The organism is Aeromonas sp. FDAARGOS 1415 (genome assembly GCF_019048365.1).
Taxonomy (GTDB): domain Bacteria; phylum Pseudomonadota; class Gammaproteobacteria; order Enterobacterales; family Aeromonadaceae; genus Aeromonas; species Aeromonas taiwanensis.
In genome coordinates this window covers 3571767-3590692 of the sequence record NZ_CP077363.1, presented here as the reverse complement: position 1 = coordinate 3590692, position 18926 = coordinate 3571767, and the positions used below count along the sequence as shown (strand labels likewise).

11 protein-coding genes are annotated in these 18926 nt (G+C 61.3%); all 11 read left to right on the top strand.

Annotated features, from left to right (window positions below):
• The first annotated feature begins 14 nt into the window (after window positions 1–14).
• The 11 genes from proQ (at window position 15) to I6L45_RS16715 (ending at window position 18877) form a co-directional block, all read left to right on the top strand.
• The gene (gene proQ, locus I6L45_RS16765; RefSeq protein ID WP_216982690.1) at window positions 15–656 is read left to right on the top strand and encodes an RNA chaperone ProQ; all 642 of its coding nucleotides are present in this window, start codon (window positions 15–17) and stop codon (window positions 654–656) included.
• Between the two features lie 8 nt (window positions 657–664).
• The gene (gene prc / locus I6L45_RS16760; RefSeq protein WP_216982689.1) at window positions 665–2680 is read left to right on the top strand and encodes a carboxy terminal-processing peptidase; all 2016 of its coding nucleotides are present in this window, start codon (window positions 665–667) and stop codon (window positions 2678–2680) included.
• 136 nt (window positions 2681–2816) lie between these two features.
• Entirely contained in the window at window positions 2817–5441 is a 2625-nt protein-coding gene (gene pepN, locus I6L45_RS16755; protein WP_216982688.1) for an aminopeptidase N, read from the top strand.
• Between the two features lie 73 nt (window positions 5442–5514).
• Window positions 5515–5736 carry a DUF2835 family protein gene (locus tag I6L45_RS16750; RefSeq protein WP_216982687.1) on the top strand — a complete coding sequence of 74 codons (222 nt, stop codon included), beginning with the start codon at window positions 5515–5517 and terminating at the stop codon, window positions 5734–5736.
• A 273-nt stretch (window positions 5737–6009) separates the two neighbouring features.
• Window positions 6010–10851 (top strand): NAD-glutamate dehydrogenase, encoded by a 4842-nt coding sequence (locus I6L45_RS16745; RefSeq protein WP_216982686.1) that lies wholly within the window; start codon window positions 6010–6012, stop codon window positions 10849–10851.
• A gap of 47 nt (window positions 10852–10898) precedes the next feature.
• Complete coding sequence (pyrD, locus tag I6L45_RS16740) at window positions 10899–11909, top strand: quinone-dependent dihydroorotate dehydrogenase (protein WP_216982685.1); 1011 nt, start codon at window positions 10899–10901, stop codon at window positions 11907–11909.
• Window positions 11910–11994: 85 nt separating this feature from the next.
• On the top strand, window positions 11995–12531 hold the full coding sequence (locus tag I6L45_RS16735) for a cell division protein ZapC (protein WP_134694380.1): 537 nt from the start codon (window positions 11995–11997) through the stop codon (window positions 12529–12531).
• Between the two features lie 309 nt (window positions 12532–12840).
• On the top strand, window positions 12841–15009 hold the full coding sequence (gene rlmKL, locus I6L45_RS16730) for a bifunctional 23S rRNA (guanine(2069)-N(7))-methyltransferase RlmK/23S rRNA (guanine(2445)-N(2))-methyltransferase RlmL (protein WP_216982684.1): 2169 nt from the start codon (window positions 12841–12843) through the stop codon (window positions 15007–15009).
• Complete coding sequence (locus tag I6L45_RS16725; RefSeq protein ID WP_134694376.1) at window positions 15009–15239, top strand: glutaredoxin family protein; 231 nt, start codon at window positions 15009–15011, stop codon at window positions 15237–15239. Before rlmKL ends, I6L45_RS16725 begins: the two co-directional genes overlap by 1 nt.
• 72 nt (window positions 15240–15311) lie before the next feature.
• Entirely contained in the window at window positions 15312–17222 is a 1911-nt protein-coding gene (locus I6L45_RS16720; RefSeq protein WP_216982683.1) for an ABC transporter ATP-binding protein, read from the top strand.
• An 8-nt stretch (window positions 17223–17230) separates the two neighbouring features.
• Window positions 17231–18877 carry a DUF3466 family protein gene (locus tag I6L45_RS16715; RefSeq protein WP_216982682.1) on the top strand — a complete coding sequence of 549 codons (1647 nt, stop codon included), beginning with the start codon at window positions 17231–17233 and terminating at the stop codon, window positions 18875–18877.
• The last annotated feature ends 49 nt before the right edge of the window (window positions 18878–18926 follow it).

Sequence of the window (18926 nt, the reverse complement as noted above, 5' to 3'; positions counted from 1 at the left end):
AGCCAAGGTTATACATGGAAAACACTGAAAAGCTGAAGAACAGTAAAGAGATCGTCGCCTACCTGGTCGAGAAATTCCCGGCCTGCTTCATCGCTGAAGGAGAGGCCAAGCCACTCAAGATTGGCATCTTCCAGGATCTGGCTGCGCGTCTTGCCGACGACGAGAGAGTCTCCAAGACCATGCTGCGCTCTGCTCTGCGTCAATACACCTCCAGCTGGCGTTACCTGCATGGCCTCAAGGCTGGCCAGGCCCGTGTCGATCTGGACGGCAACCCGGGTGAACTGCTGACCGAAGAGCACATCGAACACGCCAAGCAGGCGCTCAAGGAGAGCAAGGAGCGCGTCTTCGCCAGCCGTCGCACCAACACCAAGGAGAAGGAAGACAAGCCCAAGCAGCCGCGCCGCAACGCGCCGCGCAAGGCTGACGCTCCGCGTGCCGACAAGCCGAAAGCCGCTCCCAAGGCCGCTCCGGTGGCTGATGAAGCCCCGCTGGTCAAGGTGGATGCCGCTACCCTGAAAGTGGATCAGGGCGTGCGCGTCGTGCTGGGCAAGTCCCCGGTGCCCGCGACCATCAAGGAAGTGACCAAGGATGACGTACAGGTTCAATTGCAGACCGGCATGATGTTGCGGGTCAAGTTCGAGCATCTGGTTCTCTAAGGAGACGCATGTTGAAGCATGGCGTAATTCGTTTTTCCCTCGTAGCCTGTGGCCTGGCGCTCGCCGGGCTCGCGCAGGCCATCGAGCCGGTGCTCAAGGAGAGTGATTTGCCTGTGTTGGCTCAGGAGAGCCAACATGCTACGGCCAGCAAGCGAATTGCCAACCTGTTTACCCGCTCCCACTACAAACAGTTCAAGCTGGACGATGCCTTTTCCTCCGTGGTCTTTGACAAGTATCTGGAGAATCTGGACTACAGCCGCAACCTGTTTCTGGCCTCTGACATCAGCCGTTTTGAAAAGTACCGTACCGGTTTTGACACCGACCTCGAACGAGGGCGGCTGGCTCCGGCCTACGAGATGTTCAACCTGAGTCAGCAGCGACGTTACGAGCGGTTCGAATACGCCCTCAAGCTGCTCGACACCCCCTTCGACTTTACCCAGAAAGACAATTACGTCTTCGATCGGGAAGGGGCTCCCTGGCCCAAGGATGAAGCCGAGCTCAACGAGCTGTGGCGTCAGCGGGTCAAGTTCGATGCCCTGAGCCTCAAACTCAGCGGCAAGGAGTGGCCCGAGATCAAGGAGCTGCTTGGCAAGCGTTATAACAACGCCATCAAGCGGATGTCCCAGACCGAGAGCGAGGACGTGTTCCAGCTCTTCATGAACTCCTTCGCCCGTGCCATCGAGCCGCACACCAGCTATCTCTCGCCGCGCAGCGCCGATCGCTTCAACACCGAGATGAACCTCTCGCTGGAAGGGATTGGTGCCGTGCTGCAGGCGGAGGATGACTTCACCGTCATCCGCTCCCTGGTGCCCGGCGGTCCGGCCGCCAAGTCCAACCACTTGAAGCCCGATGACAAGATCACCGGGGTGGGGCAGGACGACGGCAAGATCGTCGACGTGATCGGCTGGCGTCTGGACGATGTGGTCGAGCTCATCAAGGGCCCGAAAGGCAGCAAGGTGAAGCTGGAGATCCAGCGCGGCAAGGGCGCCAGCGCCAAGACCGAGCTGGTGGAGCTGACCCGTGACAAGGTGCGCCTGGAAGACAGGGCCGCCAAGTCCAAGGTGATCACCGCCGAAGGCAAGAAGATCGGCGTGCTCGAGATCCCGAGCTTCTACGTCAACCTGCACGACGACGTGATCAAGGAGCTCTCCAGCCTCAACAAGCAGAAGATCGACGGTCTCATCGTGGATCTGCGCGGCAACGGCGGCGGTGCCCTGACGGAAGCCTCCGCCCTGAGCGGTCTCTTCTTCGCCAGCGGCCCGGTCGTGCAGATCCGTGATCACATGGGTCGCATCACCGTCAACGGTGACGACGACGGCAACGTCTATTACGGCGGCCCCATGTCGGTGATGATCGACCGCTACAGCGCGTCGGCCTCCGAAATCTTCGCTGCCGCCATGCAGGATTACGGCCGCGCCCTGATCCTCGGCGAGAACTCGTTCGGCAAGGGCACGGTGCAGCAGCATCGCAGCCTGGCCAAGGTGTACGACTTCTACGAGCAGCCGCTTGGCCACGTCCAGTACACCATCGCCAAGTTCTACCGCATCGATGGCGGTAGCACCCAGAACAAGGGAGTGGCGCCTGACATCGCCTTCCCGACGGCGGTGGCGCCGGACGAGACGGGGGAGAGCCGCGAGTTCAACGCCCTGCCCTGGGACAAGATCGCCTCGGCGAGTTACGACAAGCTGGGTGATTTCTCCGGCATGCTGCCCAGGTTGAAGTCGGCACACGAGGCGCGGATCATCAAGGATCCGGAGTTCGCCTACGTGCTGCAGGACATCAAGGAGTATCAGGCGGAGAAGGACAAGAAGTCGGTTTCCCTGAACGAAGCCGAGCGGCTGGCCGAACAGGCCAAGCAGGACGAGAAGGCGCTGGCGCGAGCCAACGAACGTCTGACCCGTCTTGGCAAGCCTGAGGTGAAGAGCCTGGATGAACTGCCCGCCGATTTCGAGGCGCCCGACGAGTATCAGGTCGAAGCGGCCAACATCACGGCGGATCTGGCCAGTCTCAGCAAGAAGAGCTGATCATGGCCATGCCATGCTGATTGACAAGGGCGACTCAGGTCGCCCTTTCTTTTGCCTGAATGCAAACTATTTGACCCTGTCCGAGCCTTGTGACAGCCTCTGACACGTCAATAACAAAGCGTGGAAGCACACAATAATGACCGATCTCTCCCAGGCCATGACGGCCAAATATCGCCAGGACTACCGGGCTCCCTTCTACTGGTGCGACAGCATCGACCTCGATTTCCAGTTGCAGGAGCCCCTGACCCGGGTCACTGCCATCTCGCGGCTGCGCCGCAACGGTGCTCACAACGAGCCCCTGGTACTGGACGGCGAGGGGCTTGACCTCGTCAGCATCAGCCTGGATGGCGTTCCTTTCAGCCAGTACGAGCAGGGGGAGGGCAGCCTGACCCTGTTCAATCTGCCCGCCGAGTGCGTGCTGACCATAGTCACCGACATCAACCCAGCCGCCAACACGGCGCTGGAAGGGCTCTACAAGTCAGGCGAAGCCTACTGCACCCAGTGTGAGGCGGAGGGCTTTCGTCGAATCACCTATTACATGGACAGGCCGGATATCCTGGCCCGTTACAGCACCCGCATCAGCGCCGACAAGGCCAGGTACCCCTATCTGCTCTCCAACGGCAACAAGGTGGCGAGCGGTGATCTGGACGGTGGCCGCCACTTCGTGCAGTGGCAGGATCCCTTCCCCAAGCCGAGCTATCTCTTCGCCCTGGTGGCGGGGGATTTCGACGTGGAGCGCAACCACTTCGTCACCAAAAGCGGCCGCCAGGTGGCCCTCGAGATCTTCGTGGACAAGGGCAACCTGGACAGAGCCGGCTTTGCCATGGAGAGCCTCATCAATTCCATGCGCTGGGACGAGCAGCGCTTCGGCCTCGAGTACGACCTCGACATCTACATGATCGTGGCGGTGGACTTCTTCAACATGGGCGCCATGGAGAACAAGGGGCTCAACATCTTCAACTCCAAGTTCGTGCTGGCCAACCCGGCCACCGCCACCGACGGCGATTACCACGGCATCGAGCGGGTGATCGGTCACGAATACTTCCACAACTGGACCGGCAACCGGGTCACCTGCCGTGACTGGTTCCAGTTAAGCCTCAAAGAGGGGCTGACGGTGTTCCGGGATCAGGAGTTCTCCTCCGATCTGGGTTCGCGCGGGGTCAACCGCATCAACAACGTGCGCACCGTGCGAGGCCCGCAGTTTGCCGAAGACGCCGGTCCCATGGCGCACCCCATCCGCCCGGATGTGGTGATCGAGATGAACAACTTCTACACCCTGACCGTCTACGAAAAGGGTTCTGAAGTGATCCGCATGATGCACACCCTGCTGGGCGAAGACGCCTTCCAGGCGGGCATGCGCCTCTACTTCGAGCGCCACGACGGCTCGGCCGCCACCTGTGACGACTTCGTGCAGGCGATGGAGGATGCCTCCGGCGTGGATCTCGGCCGCTTCCGCCGCTGGTACAGCCAGTCCGGCACCCCCGAGCTCACCGTGACCGACGAGTATGATGCCGCCAGCGGCGTCTACCGCCTGCACGTGCGCCAGCACACCCCGCCGACCCAGGATCAGCCGCAAAAGCTGCCGCTGCACATTCCCTTCGACATCGAGCTCTATGATGAGCAAGGTGCCGTCATCGCCCTGCAGTACGAGGGCAAGGCCATCGGCAACGTCCTCAACGTGCTGGAAGCACAGCAGACGTTCGAATTCGATCAAGTGCCGGTCAAGCCGGTGCCCTCCCTGCTGCGGGACTTCTCCGCGCCGGTGAAGCTGCATTTTGACTACAGCGACGAGGCGCTCGCCTTCCTGATGCGCTTTGCGCGCAACGAGTTTGCCCGCTGGGATGCCGCCCAGATGCTGATCAACAAGGCGGTGATCGACGGTGTTGCCCGGGTGCAGCAGGGGCAGGAGGTCGCGCTCTCCCAAACCTTGCTGGCGGCTTTTGAGGGCATTCTGGCGGACGGGGCCCTGGATCCCGCCCTCAAGGCGGAGATCCTGGCGCTGCCGGGAGAGGCAACCCTGGCCGAGCTGTTCGACGTGGCCGACATTGACGCCATCCATCGGGTGCGCGGCGAGATCCAGCGTGCGCTGGCCGAAGGCTTCGGCGCTGCGCTGCTGACCTGTTACGAGAGCCTGCGCCTGCCGGCATACCGGGTGGTGCATGAGGACATGGCCAAGCGCGCCCTCAAGGGGGTGGTACTCGGCTACCTGGCGGCCCTGGATCCGATGCAGGCCGACGCCCTGGTGCGGGAGCAGTACAGCCGTGCCGACAACATGACCGACACCCTGGCCGCCTTGCAGGTCGCCAACGGCCACCTGCTGGCGTGCCGTGCCGAGCTCCTTGCCGACTTCGAGGGCAAGTGGGCGCACGATGGTCTGGTGCTGGACAACTGGCTGCGTCTGGTGGGCAGCAAACCCGCCGCCGACGTGCTCGGCGAGGTGAAGCAGGCGATGGCCCACCCGACCTTCAGCATCCGCAACCCGAACCGGCTGCGGGCGCTGGTGGGCAGTTTCGCCATGAGCAACCAGGTGCAGTTCCACGCCGTGGATGGCAGCGGCTACCGCTTCCTGACCGATCTTCTGATCGAGCTCAACGAGGTCAATCCCCAGGTGGCGTCCCGCCTCATCACCCCGCTCATCCAGTTCAAGCGGCTCGATGAGGGGCGCAAGGCGCTTGTCCGCGCCGAGCTGACCCGCCTGGCGAACCTGGACGGCCTGGCACGGGATCTGTTCGAGAAGGTGAGCAAGGCGCTGGCCCAGTAAGCGTCCTGATGGCGGGCAGGGGAGTCAGGCTCTCCTGCCCGTTTTTACATGGAATACAGAGAGTGGAGGAGCAATGAGGCAATACACATTTCGGCTGGCCCTCGGCCGGGACGAGATCATGCTGATGTATCAGGGGCATGTCAGGCGGCTGGTGGTGCGCACCGAGCAGGGGCTGACCCTGGAGCTGGGGCTGGAGAAGTTCCGTGGCTTCGTGTCACAGGACGGGGTTTATGGCTACTTTCGGCTGACAACCCAGGACGATCATCGCTTCATTTCCCTGGAACGCATAAATTAACAAAACTTGAACATTTTTCCGGGTAATTATCTGCTTAAAGTCACTATCTATCCGGCAAATCTCGCATCATCCAGTGTGATTTTCTGATTTTTGCCAACTTGGCAAAATTTATCACAACCCAAGCCGTGATCTGCCCCTTGTTTTTAACATCCCGTTATCACCTTTGCTCGCCTTCCTTGATCCAAGACATTACACTCGCTGCAACTCTGTACCGGTGGGCATCCAGGGTGGATGTCGCCGTGTCTGTGATGTCGTCCGATAAGGAAACTAGCAATGGCATTGAAAGACGCCCCTACCTCAGTTCTGCTCGAAAACGTTCTCAGCCTGATCCATCAGAAATTGCCCAGAAACAGTGCCTCCCTGGTCGAATGCTTCGTCGCCAAGTTCTACGGCAACATGGCCAGCACCGACCTGCACGATCGCAATGACAGCGATCTCTACGGGGCGGCGCTCAGCCTGTGGAATGCCCTCAATCAGCGTACCGACACCGACCCCTACATCCGGGTCTACAACCCAGAGCTGACCCGTCACGGCTGGCAATCTCCCCATACCATCGTCGAGATCATCCTGCAGGATTCCCCCTTCCTGGTGGACTCCATCCGCATGGCGCTCAAGCGTCGTGGCATCACGGCGCACATGATGCTGCACCAGCCGCTGCACCTGATCCGCAGCGAAGGGGGCAAGATCAGCGCCATCCTGGATCTGGACAACACGGCGTCCCAGACCTCGGTAGAGACCGCCTTCCTCATCGAGATCGACCACCTGACCACTGAAGAGGAGATGGAGGCCCTGACCGCCGAGCTGAACTCGGTGGCGCGGGAAGTGGCCCTGGCGGTGGGGGACTGGCAGCCCATGCTGGCGCGCCTGAACGAGATCATCGACGAGCTGCCCAAACGCAAGCACCCGGTCAGCAAGGCCGAGGTGGACTCCTGCGTCGCCTTCCTGAAATGGGTCGCCGCTCACAACTTCACCCTGATGGGATATCGCCGCTATGACGTCAAGGCGGTGGAGGGGGATCACGAGATCCTGCCCCAGCCGGACTCCAGCCTGGGTCTGATGAAGAACTCCATGAAGGACGAGGGGCAGCGCCTGGGCACCATGCCGGCCAGCGCCCGCCACGCCGCCCTGAGTTCCGACCTGCTGATCCTCACCAAGTCCAACAGCAAGTCCCGGGTGCACCGCCCGGCCTATGTGGATTACATCGGCATCAAGCGCTTCGACGAGCACGGCAAGGTGGTGGGGGAAGATCGCTTCATCGGTCTGTATGCCTCCTCCATCTACAACACCAGCGCGACCCAGATCCCCCTCATCAGCCACCGCCTCGAGCGCATCATGGCCGCCTCCGGTCATGAGAAGGGCTCTCACGCCTACAAGGCGCTGCTGAACGTGCTGGAAACCTACCCGCGCGACGAGCTGATCCAGGCCCGTGAAGAGGAGCTGCTGGCCACCGGCCTCGGCGTGCTGGAGATGCAGGAGCGCGACATGCTGCGTCTGTTCGTGCGCCGCGACGTTTACGGCCGCTTCTTCTCCTGCATGGTCTATGTCACCAAGGAGCGCTACAACACGGCGCTGCGCATCAAGACCCAGCAGATCCTGCAAAAGTATTTCGGCAGCAGCGAAGAGGTGGAGTTCAACGTCTACTTCACCGAGGGCGTGCTGGCACGGACCCACTACATAGTGCGGGTCAACAACAACAACGTGGATGTGGATGTGAACGAAGTACAGAACAACCTGATCGAAGCGGCCCGCAGCTGGGATGACCGTCTGGATTCCGTGCTGCTCTCCCATTATGGCGAGGCCCGCGGCAACGAACTGCGCCGTCGCTTCAGCACAGCCTTCCCCCGTGCCTACAAGGAAGACGTGCTGCCGGGTTCCGCCGTGGCAGACATCATGGCCCTCGATGGCCTGAGTGAAGCCGAGCCCCTGGGCATGCTGTTCTACCGCGCCCAGGAGGAGGAGAACGATCGCCGGGTGCGCCTCAAGCTGTTCCACCGCACCGAGCCCATCCACCTCTCCGACGTCCTGCCCATGCTGGAAAACATGGGGCTGCGCGTCATCGGCGAGACTCCCTATCAGGTGCGCACCCCGACCGGCGAGGTATTCTGGATCCTCGACTTCTCCATGCTGCTGCGCGGCGAACAGCCGTTCGATCTGGAGCAGAGCCAGCAGCGCTTCCAGGAGGCCTTCGCCGCCATCTGGAACAAGACCCTGGAAGATGACGGCTTCAACCGCCTGGTGCTGGGGGCCGGCCTCAGCGGCCGCCAGGTCTCTGTGCTGCGCGCCTATGCCAAATACATGCGCCAGACCGGCGTCTCCTTCAGCCAGTCCTATATCGAGGAGACCCTGACCCGTTATCCCAATATCGCCCAGCTGCTGTTCACCCTGTTCGAGCAACGCCTGGATCCGGCCGGCAAGCAGGACGCCAAGGTACAGGCCAAGCTGCACGAGCAGCTCGCCGCCAAGCTCGATCAGGTCGCCAACCTGGACGACGATCGCATCATCCGCCGCTACGTGGAGATGATCGACGCGACCCTGCGCACCAACTACTACCAGCCGGACGGTGCGGGCAACATCAAGCCCTACATCTCCTTCAAGCTGGCCCCCTCCAGCATCACCGACATGCCGCTGCCGCTGCCGAAGTTCGAGATCTTCGTCTACTCCCCGCGGGTGGAAGGGGTGCATCTGCGCTGGGGCAAGGTGGCCCGTGGCGGCCTGCGCTGGTCCGATCGCAAGGAAGACTTCCGCACCGAGGTGCTGGGTCTGGTGAAGGCGCAGCAGGTGAAGAACACCGTCATCGTGCCGGTCGGCGCCAAGGGCGGCTTCTACTGCAAGCAGATGCCGGCGGGTGCGTCCCGTGCCGTCATCCAGGAAGAGGGCAAGGCCTGCTACCGCCTGTTCATCCGCGGTCTACTGGACGTCACCGACAACATCATCAAGGGTGAGGTGATCCCGCCGAAATCCGTGGTACGCCACGACGAGGATGACTACTACCTGGTGGTGGCGGCCGACAAGGGCACCGCGACCTTCTCCGACATTGCCAACGAAATCAGCCTGGAATATGGCCACTGGCTCGGCGATGCCTTTGCCTCCGGCGGCTCGGTCGGCTATGACCACAAGAAGATGGGCATCACCGCCCGCGGCGCCTGGGAGTCGGTCAAGCGCCACTTCCGCGAGATCGGCGTCAACTGTCAGACCACGGACTTCACCTGCGTGGGCATAGGCGACATGGCCGGCGACGTGTTCGGCAACGGCATGCTGCTCTCCGAGCACATCCAGCTGGTGGGCGCCTTCAACCACATGCACATCTTCGTCGACCCGACCCCGAATGCGGCCAGGAGCTTCGTCGAACGCCAGCGCCTGTTCGAACTGCCGGGCTCCAGCTGGGATGACTACAACCGCGAGCTCATCTCCAAGGGGGGCGGCATCTTCCTGCGCTCGGCCAAGTCCATCAAGCTGAGCCCCGAGATGCAGACCCTGCTCGGCACCGACAAGGCCAGCATGGCACCGAACGAGCTGATCAAGGCCCTGCTCTGCCTGAACGTGGACTTGCTCTGGAACGGCGGCATCGGCACCTATGTGAAGAGTGCCCGCGAGAGCGACGCCGACGTCGGGGATCGCAGCAACGACGTGCTGCGGGTCAACGGTCGTGACCTGCGTGCCCGCATCGTGGGCGAGGGTGGCAACCTGGGCTTCACCCAGCTCGGCCGGGTGGAGTATGCGAGCCAGGGCGGTCGCATCAACACCGACTTCACCGACAACGTGGGCGGCGTGGACTGCTCCGACAACGAGGTGAACATCAAGATCCTGCTGAACCAGCTGGTGGCCGCCGGGGATCTGACCCTCAAGCAGCGCAACCAGATGCTCTACGAGATGACGGATGCGGTGGCGCAGGTGGTCATCACCAACGCCTATCGCCAGTCCCAGTCCATCTCGGTCACGGCGTTCCGTGGCGACGAGCAGCTCAAGGAGCAGCAGCGCTTCATCCAGGGGCTGGAGCGGGAAGGCAAGCTGGACCGCGGTCTCGAGTTCCTCCCCTCCGACGAGGAGCTCTCCGAGCGGATGGCGGCAGGGCAGGGGCTGACCCGACCCGAGCTGGCGGTGCTGGTGGCCTACGGCAAGATGGTGCTCAAAGAGCAGCTCAACTGCCCGGAAGTGACCGACGAGCCCTTCCTCGCCAACATGCTGGTGACCAGCTTCCCGGCCCAGCTGCAGCAGCAGTTCGGCGCGGCCCTTGCCCAGCATCCGCTGTGCGGCGAGATCATCGCGACCCGGGTGGCCAACATGCTGGTCAACGACATGGGGCTCAACTTCGCCAGCCGGATGAAGGACGAGACCGGTGCCTCGGTGGCGGAAGTGGCCTGCTGCTTCGCCATGGCCCGGGAAGTGTTCGGCCTCAATACCCTGTGGCGTGACATTGAAGGGTGTGACAATCAGGTGGATGCCAACACCCAGCTCGAGCTGATGTTCTACAGCCGCCGCATCGTGCGCCGCGCCACCCGCTGGTTCCTGCGCGCTCGCAACCGCAGCTGGAGCATCGGCGAGAACATCGCCTTCTTCCGCCCGGCCTTCGAGACCCTGGCCGAGCATCTCTACGAGGTGATGGACGAGAGCGAAGTGGCCGAGCACCAGCAGGCGGTCGCCGCCCTGGTGGCCAGAGCGGTTCCCGAGCATATCGCCCGTCAGGTGGCCCACATGAGCAGCCTCTTCTCCTGCCTGGATCTGGCTCAGATCGCCGCGGAGCACAAGACTGACATCCTGCGCGCCGCCAACGTCTACTACCGTCTCGGTGCCAAGCTGGATCTGCACTGGTTCCTCGAGCAGATCAACCATCAGCCTGTGGGCAACCACTGGCAGGCGATGGCGCGCTCCTCCTTCCGCGAGGATCTGGACTGGCAACAACGCAGCCTCACTTCCGTGGTACTGGAAGGGTGCAAAGAGCAGGGAGAATGCGCTACCATACTGGCCGACTGGATTTCGGAGCATGAGCAGCTCTTGTCCCGTTGGACCCACATGTTGGCCGACTTCAAGACTACCAGCACCCACGAGTTCGCCAAGTTCTCGGTGGCCTTGCGAGAGTTGAACCTGCTCCAGTTGAATTGCCGAACCTCGGCATAACCCCAAAAGCCCCGGCCAGTTGCCGGGGCTTTTTTTAAGGAGCAAGCATGCTGTACCCACTCGCCAGGCATTTCCTGTTCAAACTCAATCCGGAACAGGCTCACGATCTCTCCATCAAATATTTGCCCCGCCTTCTCGGTACCCCGCTTGATTGTTTCTTCCGCAACACCCTGCCAAAACGCCCCGTCACCGTCATGGGGCTTAATTTTGCCAATCCGGTGGGGCTGGCCGCAGGATTGGATAAAGACGGGGAGTGTATCGATGCCTTCGGGGCCATGGGGTTTGGCTTTATTGAAGTCGGTACCGTGACCCCCAAGCCCCAGAGTGGCAATGACAAGCCGCGGCTGTTCCGGGTTATTCCGGCCGAGGGGATCATCAACCGGATGGGGTTCAACAATAAGGGGGTCGATCATCTGGTGGCCAGGGTCAAGGAGGCCAAATATCAGGGGGTCATCGGCATCAATATCGGCAAGAACAAGGATACCCCCATCGAACAGGGCAAGGACGATTATCTGATCTGCATGGACAAGGTGTATGAGCACGCCGGTTATATTGCCGTCAATATTTCCTCGCCCAACACCCCTGGGCTGCGTCAATTGCAATACGGTGACGCACTGGACGAATTGCTGGCCGCACTGAAGCAGCGCCAACAGGAGTTGGCAGCAAAATATAAGAAGTATGTGCCGCTCGCCGTTAAAATTGCCCCGGATCTCTCCCAGGATGAAATTAACCAGGTCGCGACATCCCTGGTCAAGAATGGCATCGATGGAGTCATCGCCACCAATACCACCCTCGAGCGCGACATGATTTACGACATGCCCCATGCCGGGGAAGCGGGTGGTCTGAGCGGTCGTCCTCTACAGCACAAGAGCACCGAGGTGATCCGCCAGCTGGCCAAGGCACTCGATGGCGCGCTGCCCATCATCGGGGTGGGCGGTATCGACAGCGCCATGGCCGCTCGGGAGAAACTGGCGGCGGGTGCCAGTCTTGTCCAGATTTACAGTGGCTTTATTTATAAGGGCCCGAGTCTGGTGAAAGAAATCGTTACCCATATTTAAAAAGTAATCGACTGCCCTTATTTAAAGTTGCTCAATTTCTCGACATGGAATAAAGTCGAGTAACCGCTTAGATAAGGGCATCTCCATGTGTATCCAACCCAATGACAATTGGCAGTGGCATTATGACGCTCAGGATGATCGTCTGATGCTGGATTTATCCGATCGCATGATATTTGCCACCGAATATAAAGGTCGACAGCTTGTTCCCTGTTCCTTCACCACCCAGCCTTTTTGCGTGGATGATGCGGCCCTCTATTATCAGCTGATGGACAAGGCATCCGAACTCGACTGGAGCACGCCCCATCAGGTTCAGCTGGTGCTTAATGCCATCGCCGTCAGCCGCTTTTATAAACCCCTGATGCCGCAGAGTTGGTTCTTTCATGAGCAGTCGACCCACTTTATGCCGGAAATGGGATCCTTGGTGTGGATGGATACGCCCCATGGTCGGGGAGAATTCATGATCATCGAAGCCGGGGATCAGGCCAGCGTCTGCCTGAACCTGACCGATGAACTGGTGCTGACCACCAGCAAGATCCTGCCACGGTTCGCCGTGATCAAGGTGATGAATAACCGGATGCAAGCCAGAGTGCGGGCACAGACACAATTCCGGGAAGTCGGCTGACGCCGGGCTCGTTATATGACGACGAATAGGCCAGTTATATTGGTCTGATATTTGAGCGCTGCTCCGCTGTCTTGTTCAATTATTTCTCCTTTCTCCTTCGTCAGGTCGTCATGACCGTTTTCTGTCCGGCCCGGACAAGATTTTCAAATTCTTTACGAATGCCATGGTAGACAGATGCCAGTTAGGGGAGGGATCCTCTTGCCGGATCCTGCCGCCCGCAAGGGGGAGGGGAGAGTTTGCCGTGTCCTTCCCGTGAATATTCGTGTGATGCCCAAGGTTCGGGTGCCGAGTGCGGGCCGATAAGGTATAATGCGGCACTATTTTTATGGCATCCCCGTGAGCGTGATGAAAGAATTTTTTGCAACCTGCCCCAAGGGGCTGGAAAACCTGCTGGCCGTCGAGCTGACCAACCTGGGCGCGGAGCAGGTCCGTGAGACCGTGGCTGGCGTCCACTTCAAGGGCGAGCTGGCCGTCGGCTACAAGGCCTGTCTGTGGAGCCGTTTTGCCTCCCGCATCGTGCTGGTGCTCTCCGAATTCCAGATGAACGACGATCTGGACCTCTATCTGGGGGCCCACACCATTCCCTGGGAGGAGCACTTCTCCGGCACCGCCACCATAGCCGTGGACTTTACCGGTACCAACGCTTCCATTCGCAATACCCAGTACGGGGCGCTCAAGATCAAGGATGCCATCGTCGATCGCTTCACCAAACGCGGACATGTGCGCCCGGACGTGGACAAGAGATCCCCGGACATTCGCATCATGGCGCATCTGGGCAAGGGCAAGGCCAACATCACGCTGGACCTGTCAGGCCCCGCGCTGCACCAGCGCTTCTACCGTCAGGGCACCGGTGAGGCTCCCCTCAAGGAGAACCTGGCCGCGGCCATGATTGCCCGTAGCGGCTGGGCCGGCGAGCCTATGATGGACCCCATGTGCGGCTCCGGTACCCTGCTGATCGAAGCGGCTTTCATCGCCGCCGACATGGCGCCGGCCCTGCGCCGGGAGCGCTTCGGTTTCGATCGCTGGCTGCAGCACGACAGCGAACTGTGGCAGAGCCTGATGATGGAGGCGCAAGTGCGCGCCAAGCGCGGCATGCAGCGCTGTGAAGTGAAGCTGTTCGGCTGCGATGCGGACGCCCGCGTGCTGATGAAGGCGCGCGACAACGCGAAAGCGGCCGGCGTAGCTCACCTCATCACCTTCAAGCAGGCCGATGCGACCGCCCTGGAAAACCCGCTGCCCATGGCCGCGGAAGGGGAGACCCGTCAGGTGGGCATGCTCATTTCCAACCCGCCCTATGGCGAGCGTCTCGGCGAGTTTCCGGCCCTGCTGGAAGTGCACCAGGCTCTGGGCGACGCTCTGCGTCGCAGCTTCCAGGGGTGGAAGGTCACCATCCTCTCCGCCTCGCCGGAGCTCTTGAGCTGCCTGCGCCTGCGCGCCGACAAACAGTACCGTCTGTTCAACGGGGCACTGGAATGCCAGCTGCGCAACTACCAGATCGCGCTGGACTCCGTCGCCTCCCAGAAAGAGGTGGCCCAGGATTTTGCCAATCGGCTGCGCAAGAATCTGAAGGCCCTCGAGAAGTGGGCGAAGAAAGAGAATCTCGACTGCTACCGTCTCTATGACGCGGATCTGCCGGAATACAACGCCGCCATCGACCGCTATCAGGACTATCTGGTGGTGCAGGAGTACGCGGCGCCCAAGGATATCCCCGCCCAGAAGACCCGTCAGCGCCTGCTCGACATGGTCCAGGCCGCCATCAAGGTGACCGGCATGGATGGCGAGAAGGTGATCCTGAAGGTGCGCGAGCGTCAGGAAGGCAAGCAGCAATATCAGAAGCTCTCCGAAGAGCAGCACCGGATGGAAGTGCAGGAGTACGGCGCCCGTCTGTGGGTCAACCTCTACGACTACCTGGACACCGGTCTCTTCCTCGACCACCGTCAGACCCGTCGCATGCTGGGGGAGATGGCCCGTGGCAAGCGCTTCCTGAACCTCTTTGCCTACACCGGCAGTGCCACCGTGCACGCGGGGCTTGGCGGTGCCAGCGAAACCACCACGGTGGACATGTCGCGCACCTACCTGACCTGGGCGCAGGACAACATGCGTTTGAACTCGCTGGTGGGCCGTGAGCACAAGTTCGTGCAGGCCGACTGCCTGAAGTGGCTTTCCGAGGCGGACGAGCAGTACGACCTCATCTTCATCGATCCGCCCACCTTCTCCAACTCCAAGCGGATGGACGAGAGCTTCGACGTGCAGCGGGATCACCTGCTGCTGATGCAGCACCTCAAGCGCCTGCTGGCTGCAGGTGGCACCCTGGTGTTCTCCAACAACAAGCGCCACTTCAAGATGGATCTGGCCGGTCTCGAGGCCATCGGCCTCAAGGCACAGAACATCACCGGCAAGACCCGGCCGAAGGATTTCGAGCGCAACCAGCACATCCACAACTGCTGGATCATCACCCACGCCGAGGCGCAAGGCTGATGCTGACCCTGTTTCACACCGACGGCTGCCACCTGTGCGAGCAGGCCTGGGCGCTGGTGGAACAGGCCGGGCTGGCCGGGGAGACCCGCCGCTGCGACATCCTGGAGGATGATGCCTGGCTCGCGGCCTACCGGGTGCGGATCCCGGTGCTCTGCGATGACGCCGGGCGTGAGCTGGGCTGGCCCTTTACCCTGGCTGAGCTCAGGACCTGGCTGCGCGGCCAGGGGTGATACCGATTTGACGATGAAACGGGGGGAGATCCAGTCTGCCGCCCGTTTTTTCATAAGCAACAAGGAACAAACATGGCTCTTTTGACATTGCACGGCGCCTCCCTGTCGTTCAGTGACTTCCCGCTGCTCGACCAGGCCGAACTCACCATAGAGCGGGGCGAGCGCCTCTGTCTGGTGGGGCGCAACGGGGCGGGCAAGTCCACCCTGATGAAGGTGATCGCCGGCGAACTGCCGCTGGACGACGGCCGTCTGGTGCTGCAGCAGGACTTGAAAGTGACCCGTCTCGAGCAGGATCCCCCTGCCTCGAGCGAACTCACCGTGTTCGACTATGCCGCCGAAGGGCTGGCCGGGGTGGGGGAGCTGCTCAAACAGTATCACCACGTCTCCATGGCGCTGGCGACCGACCCCTCCGATGCCAACATTCGCAAGATGAGCCAGTTGCAGGAGCAGCTCGACTACCAGAATGGCTGGCAGTATGAGACCCGCATCAACCAGGTGCTGACCCTGCTCGATCTCGACCCCGACGTGACCCTCGACAGCCTCTCCGGCGGCTGGCTGCGCAAGGTGGCCCTGGCCCGCGCCCTGGCGTGCGACCCGGATCTGCTGCTGCTGGACGAGCCGACCAACCACCTGGACATCGACGCCATCAACTGGCTGGAAGAGTTCCTGAAAGATTTCCGTGGCGCCATCGTCTTCATCTCCCACGACCGGGAGTTCATCCACAAGCTGGCGACCCGGATCATCGATCTCGATCGCGGCGTGATCACCTCCTGGCCCGGTAACTACGACGAGTACCTGCAAGGCAAGGAGGAGTGGCTGCGGGTCGAGGAGCTGAAAAACGCCGAGTTCGACCGCAAGCTGGCCCAGGAAGAGGTGTGGGTGCGCCAGGGGATCAAGGCCCGACGTACCCGTAACGAAGGGCGGGTGCGCGCCCTCAAGGCGATGCGGATGGAGCGTACCCAGCGTCGGGAGCTGCAGGGCAAGGCCAAGCTGCAGCTGGACGAGGCAAGCCGCTCCGGCAAGCTGGTGTTCGAGACCGAGGGGGTGGGCCTGGACTTCGGGGATCGCACCCTGTTCCAGGGGCTGGACTTGCAGGTGCTGCGCGGGGACAAGATTGCCCTAGTCGGCCCAAACGGGTGCGGCAAGTCGACCCTGATCAAGCTGCTGCTCGGCCAGCTCGAGGCGAGCCGCGGCTCGGTGCGTCAGGGTACCAACCTGGAGGTGGCCTACTTCGATCAGTACCGCGAGCAGCTCGATCCCGAGAAGACGGTGGTGGACAACGTGGGGGAGGGCAAGCAGGAGGTGATGGTGCGCGGCCGCTCCCGCCACATCCTCGGTTACCTTCAAGACTTCTTGTTCGAGCCCAAGCGGGCGCGTACCCCGGTCAAGGCCTTGTCAGGGGGCGAGAAAAACCGTCTACTCTTGGCCAAACTCTTCCTCAAACCCAGTAACTTGTTGATTCTGGATGAACCAACCAACGACCTGGATGTCGAAACGCTGGAACTGCTGGAGGAGCTGCTAACCGACTATCCGGGTACCCTGCTGCTGGTCAGCCACGATCGCCGTTTCATCGACAATACCGTGACCGGTTGCTGGCTGTTTGAAGGGAATGGGCGGATCAGCGATTATGTCGGGGGTTATGCCGACATGATGGCCACCCGCGCCCAGCAGGCTTCCTTGCTGGCAGCCAAGGCGGCACCGGCCAAGGTGGCAGAGCCTGTCGTGCAGGCGGCGGAGCCGGTGAAAAAAACACGAAAGCTCTCTTACAAGTTGCAACTGGAACTGGATAATCTGCCTGCACGACTGGAGCAGCTGGAAGCGGAACTCGATGCCCTCCAGGGGGAGATCAACCATCCCGGTTTCTTCTCCCTGCCGGCGGAGCAGACCCAGTCCAAACTGGATGCATTGAATGCGGCAGAGGCCGCATTGGAACACGCCTTCTCCCGTTGGGAGGAGTTGGAAGCGTTGAAACATCAAGACTAAGGAAGTAGATGAAAAAGCAATTATCCATGCTGGCCATCCTGGTCGGCGCCAGCCTCAATGCGCAGGCGGCACAGAGCTCCTTTTTCACCATCGTTGACGACGAAGTCAAAGGCTATGCCAGCGCGATCAGCGCTGACGGCAGCGGCCTCGTCGGGATCAACACCAAGAACAACATGGCCGAGTACTTCTCGACCGTGCGGTTTGCCGACTTCCTGGTCGATCGTTTCCGTTTCGAGCAGGGCTGCATGCTCTCCAGCTCGGTCTGCAAATCCTTCTGGAACGACAACCCGGGTTTTGCCTATCAGTGGCGCCGCGATTTCCTCGATAACGTCGATCAGCGCGGCAACGTAGGTTACGTGCAGCTGGGCGAGACCGACGGCCTGGTGACCGCGCTGGGTGATACACCGGCGGATCGGGTGGGTTACAAGGTGGATGGCAAGCTGCGCACCGCCTTTGCCGTGGTCGATGATGGCAATGCGGTCGAGCTGAAAGATGCGGCCAGCACCCATGGCCTGAGCGTGCCGACCGCCATCAAGAAGCTGGACAACGGTCAGTATCTGGTGACCGGGGCTGCCGCAAGCGACAAATATCGCCACAAGGTAGGCGGCGACTTCTACAAGTGGTGTTTCGAGGGGAACGACAGCGAGTACGGTGATTCCCGTTACTGCCCCGGGGTCGATACCCAGGCCAGCTTCTGGTTGCTCAATAGCTCTGGCGCGCTTAACACGCTGATCCAGGCCGGCGACTATGCCCATCAGCGTGATGAGGTGTTGCAGACGGCCTCCGCGCTCGGCGCTGCCGAGTACAACGGCACCCTGTACGGTGTGGGTTACAGCTCTAGCGGCGAAGTAGGGTCTGGGGATCTGGATGGCCGCAACATTGCCAGCTACTGGACTCTGGATCTGAGTGCCGGCACCGTAGGGGCTACCAAGATCATTCCGCTGCCGGAAGGGGAGCCAGGCAAGGACGACGCCAAGCTGCAACACAGCTGGGCGGTGGCCGTCAACGACAATGGCTATGTCATCGGCAACCAGCGCTATCGCCTCAACAAGGGCCAGAACCGCCCGGTGGAGATGTTCCTCTTCAACCTGAACACCCCGACTACCTCGGCCGTGGTGCCCCTGCAGGACAAGCCGCTCTCCGGTTCCGGTTCCGAGGCGGCGGCCATCAACGACCACAACATGGTGGTTGGCTGGCGTGACTCCCGCCACCAGACCCAGCCTGTGGTCAATGGCACCAACCGCATGCAGGAGGCCTTCCTGCTCAACGCGGCCGCCCCGGCCAACAGCTGGTACCTCAACGATTTGATCTGTGGTACGGATGACGCTGGTAACAAGCAGTGCGCCCAGAATGGCTACTACTACCACATCGCCTATGCCAGCGGCATCAGCAGCGATGGCACTATCGCGGCAACTGCCTATCGCTACAACAGCGAGAGCGAACTGAACAACCGCAGCAATGCCACCGTGGTGGCCGTCAAGCTGAAGCCCGCTGTCGCGGACTACCAGGGCAATACACCGGCCAGCTATGTGGTCAGCAATGCCCCGCTCAACAACCAGACCGGTCAGGATGGTGACGGTGGTGGCGGTGGCAGCCTGTTCTGGCTGACTCTGCTGGCGTTGCCCTTCGCCTGGCTGCGTCGTTACCAGCGATAAAAATATGTGTCATGAAAAATTAATGCGGTTCAGTATCTTGTGTCACAAC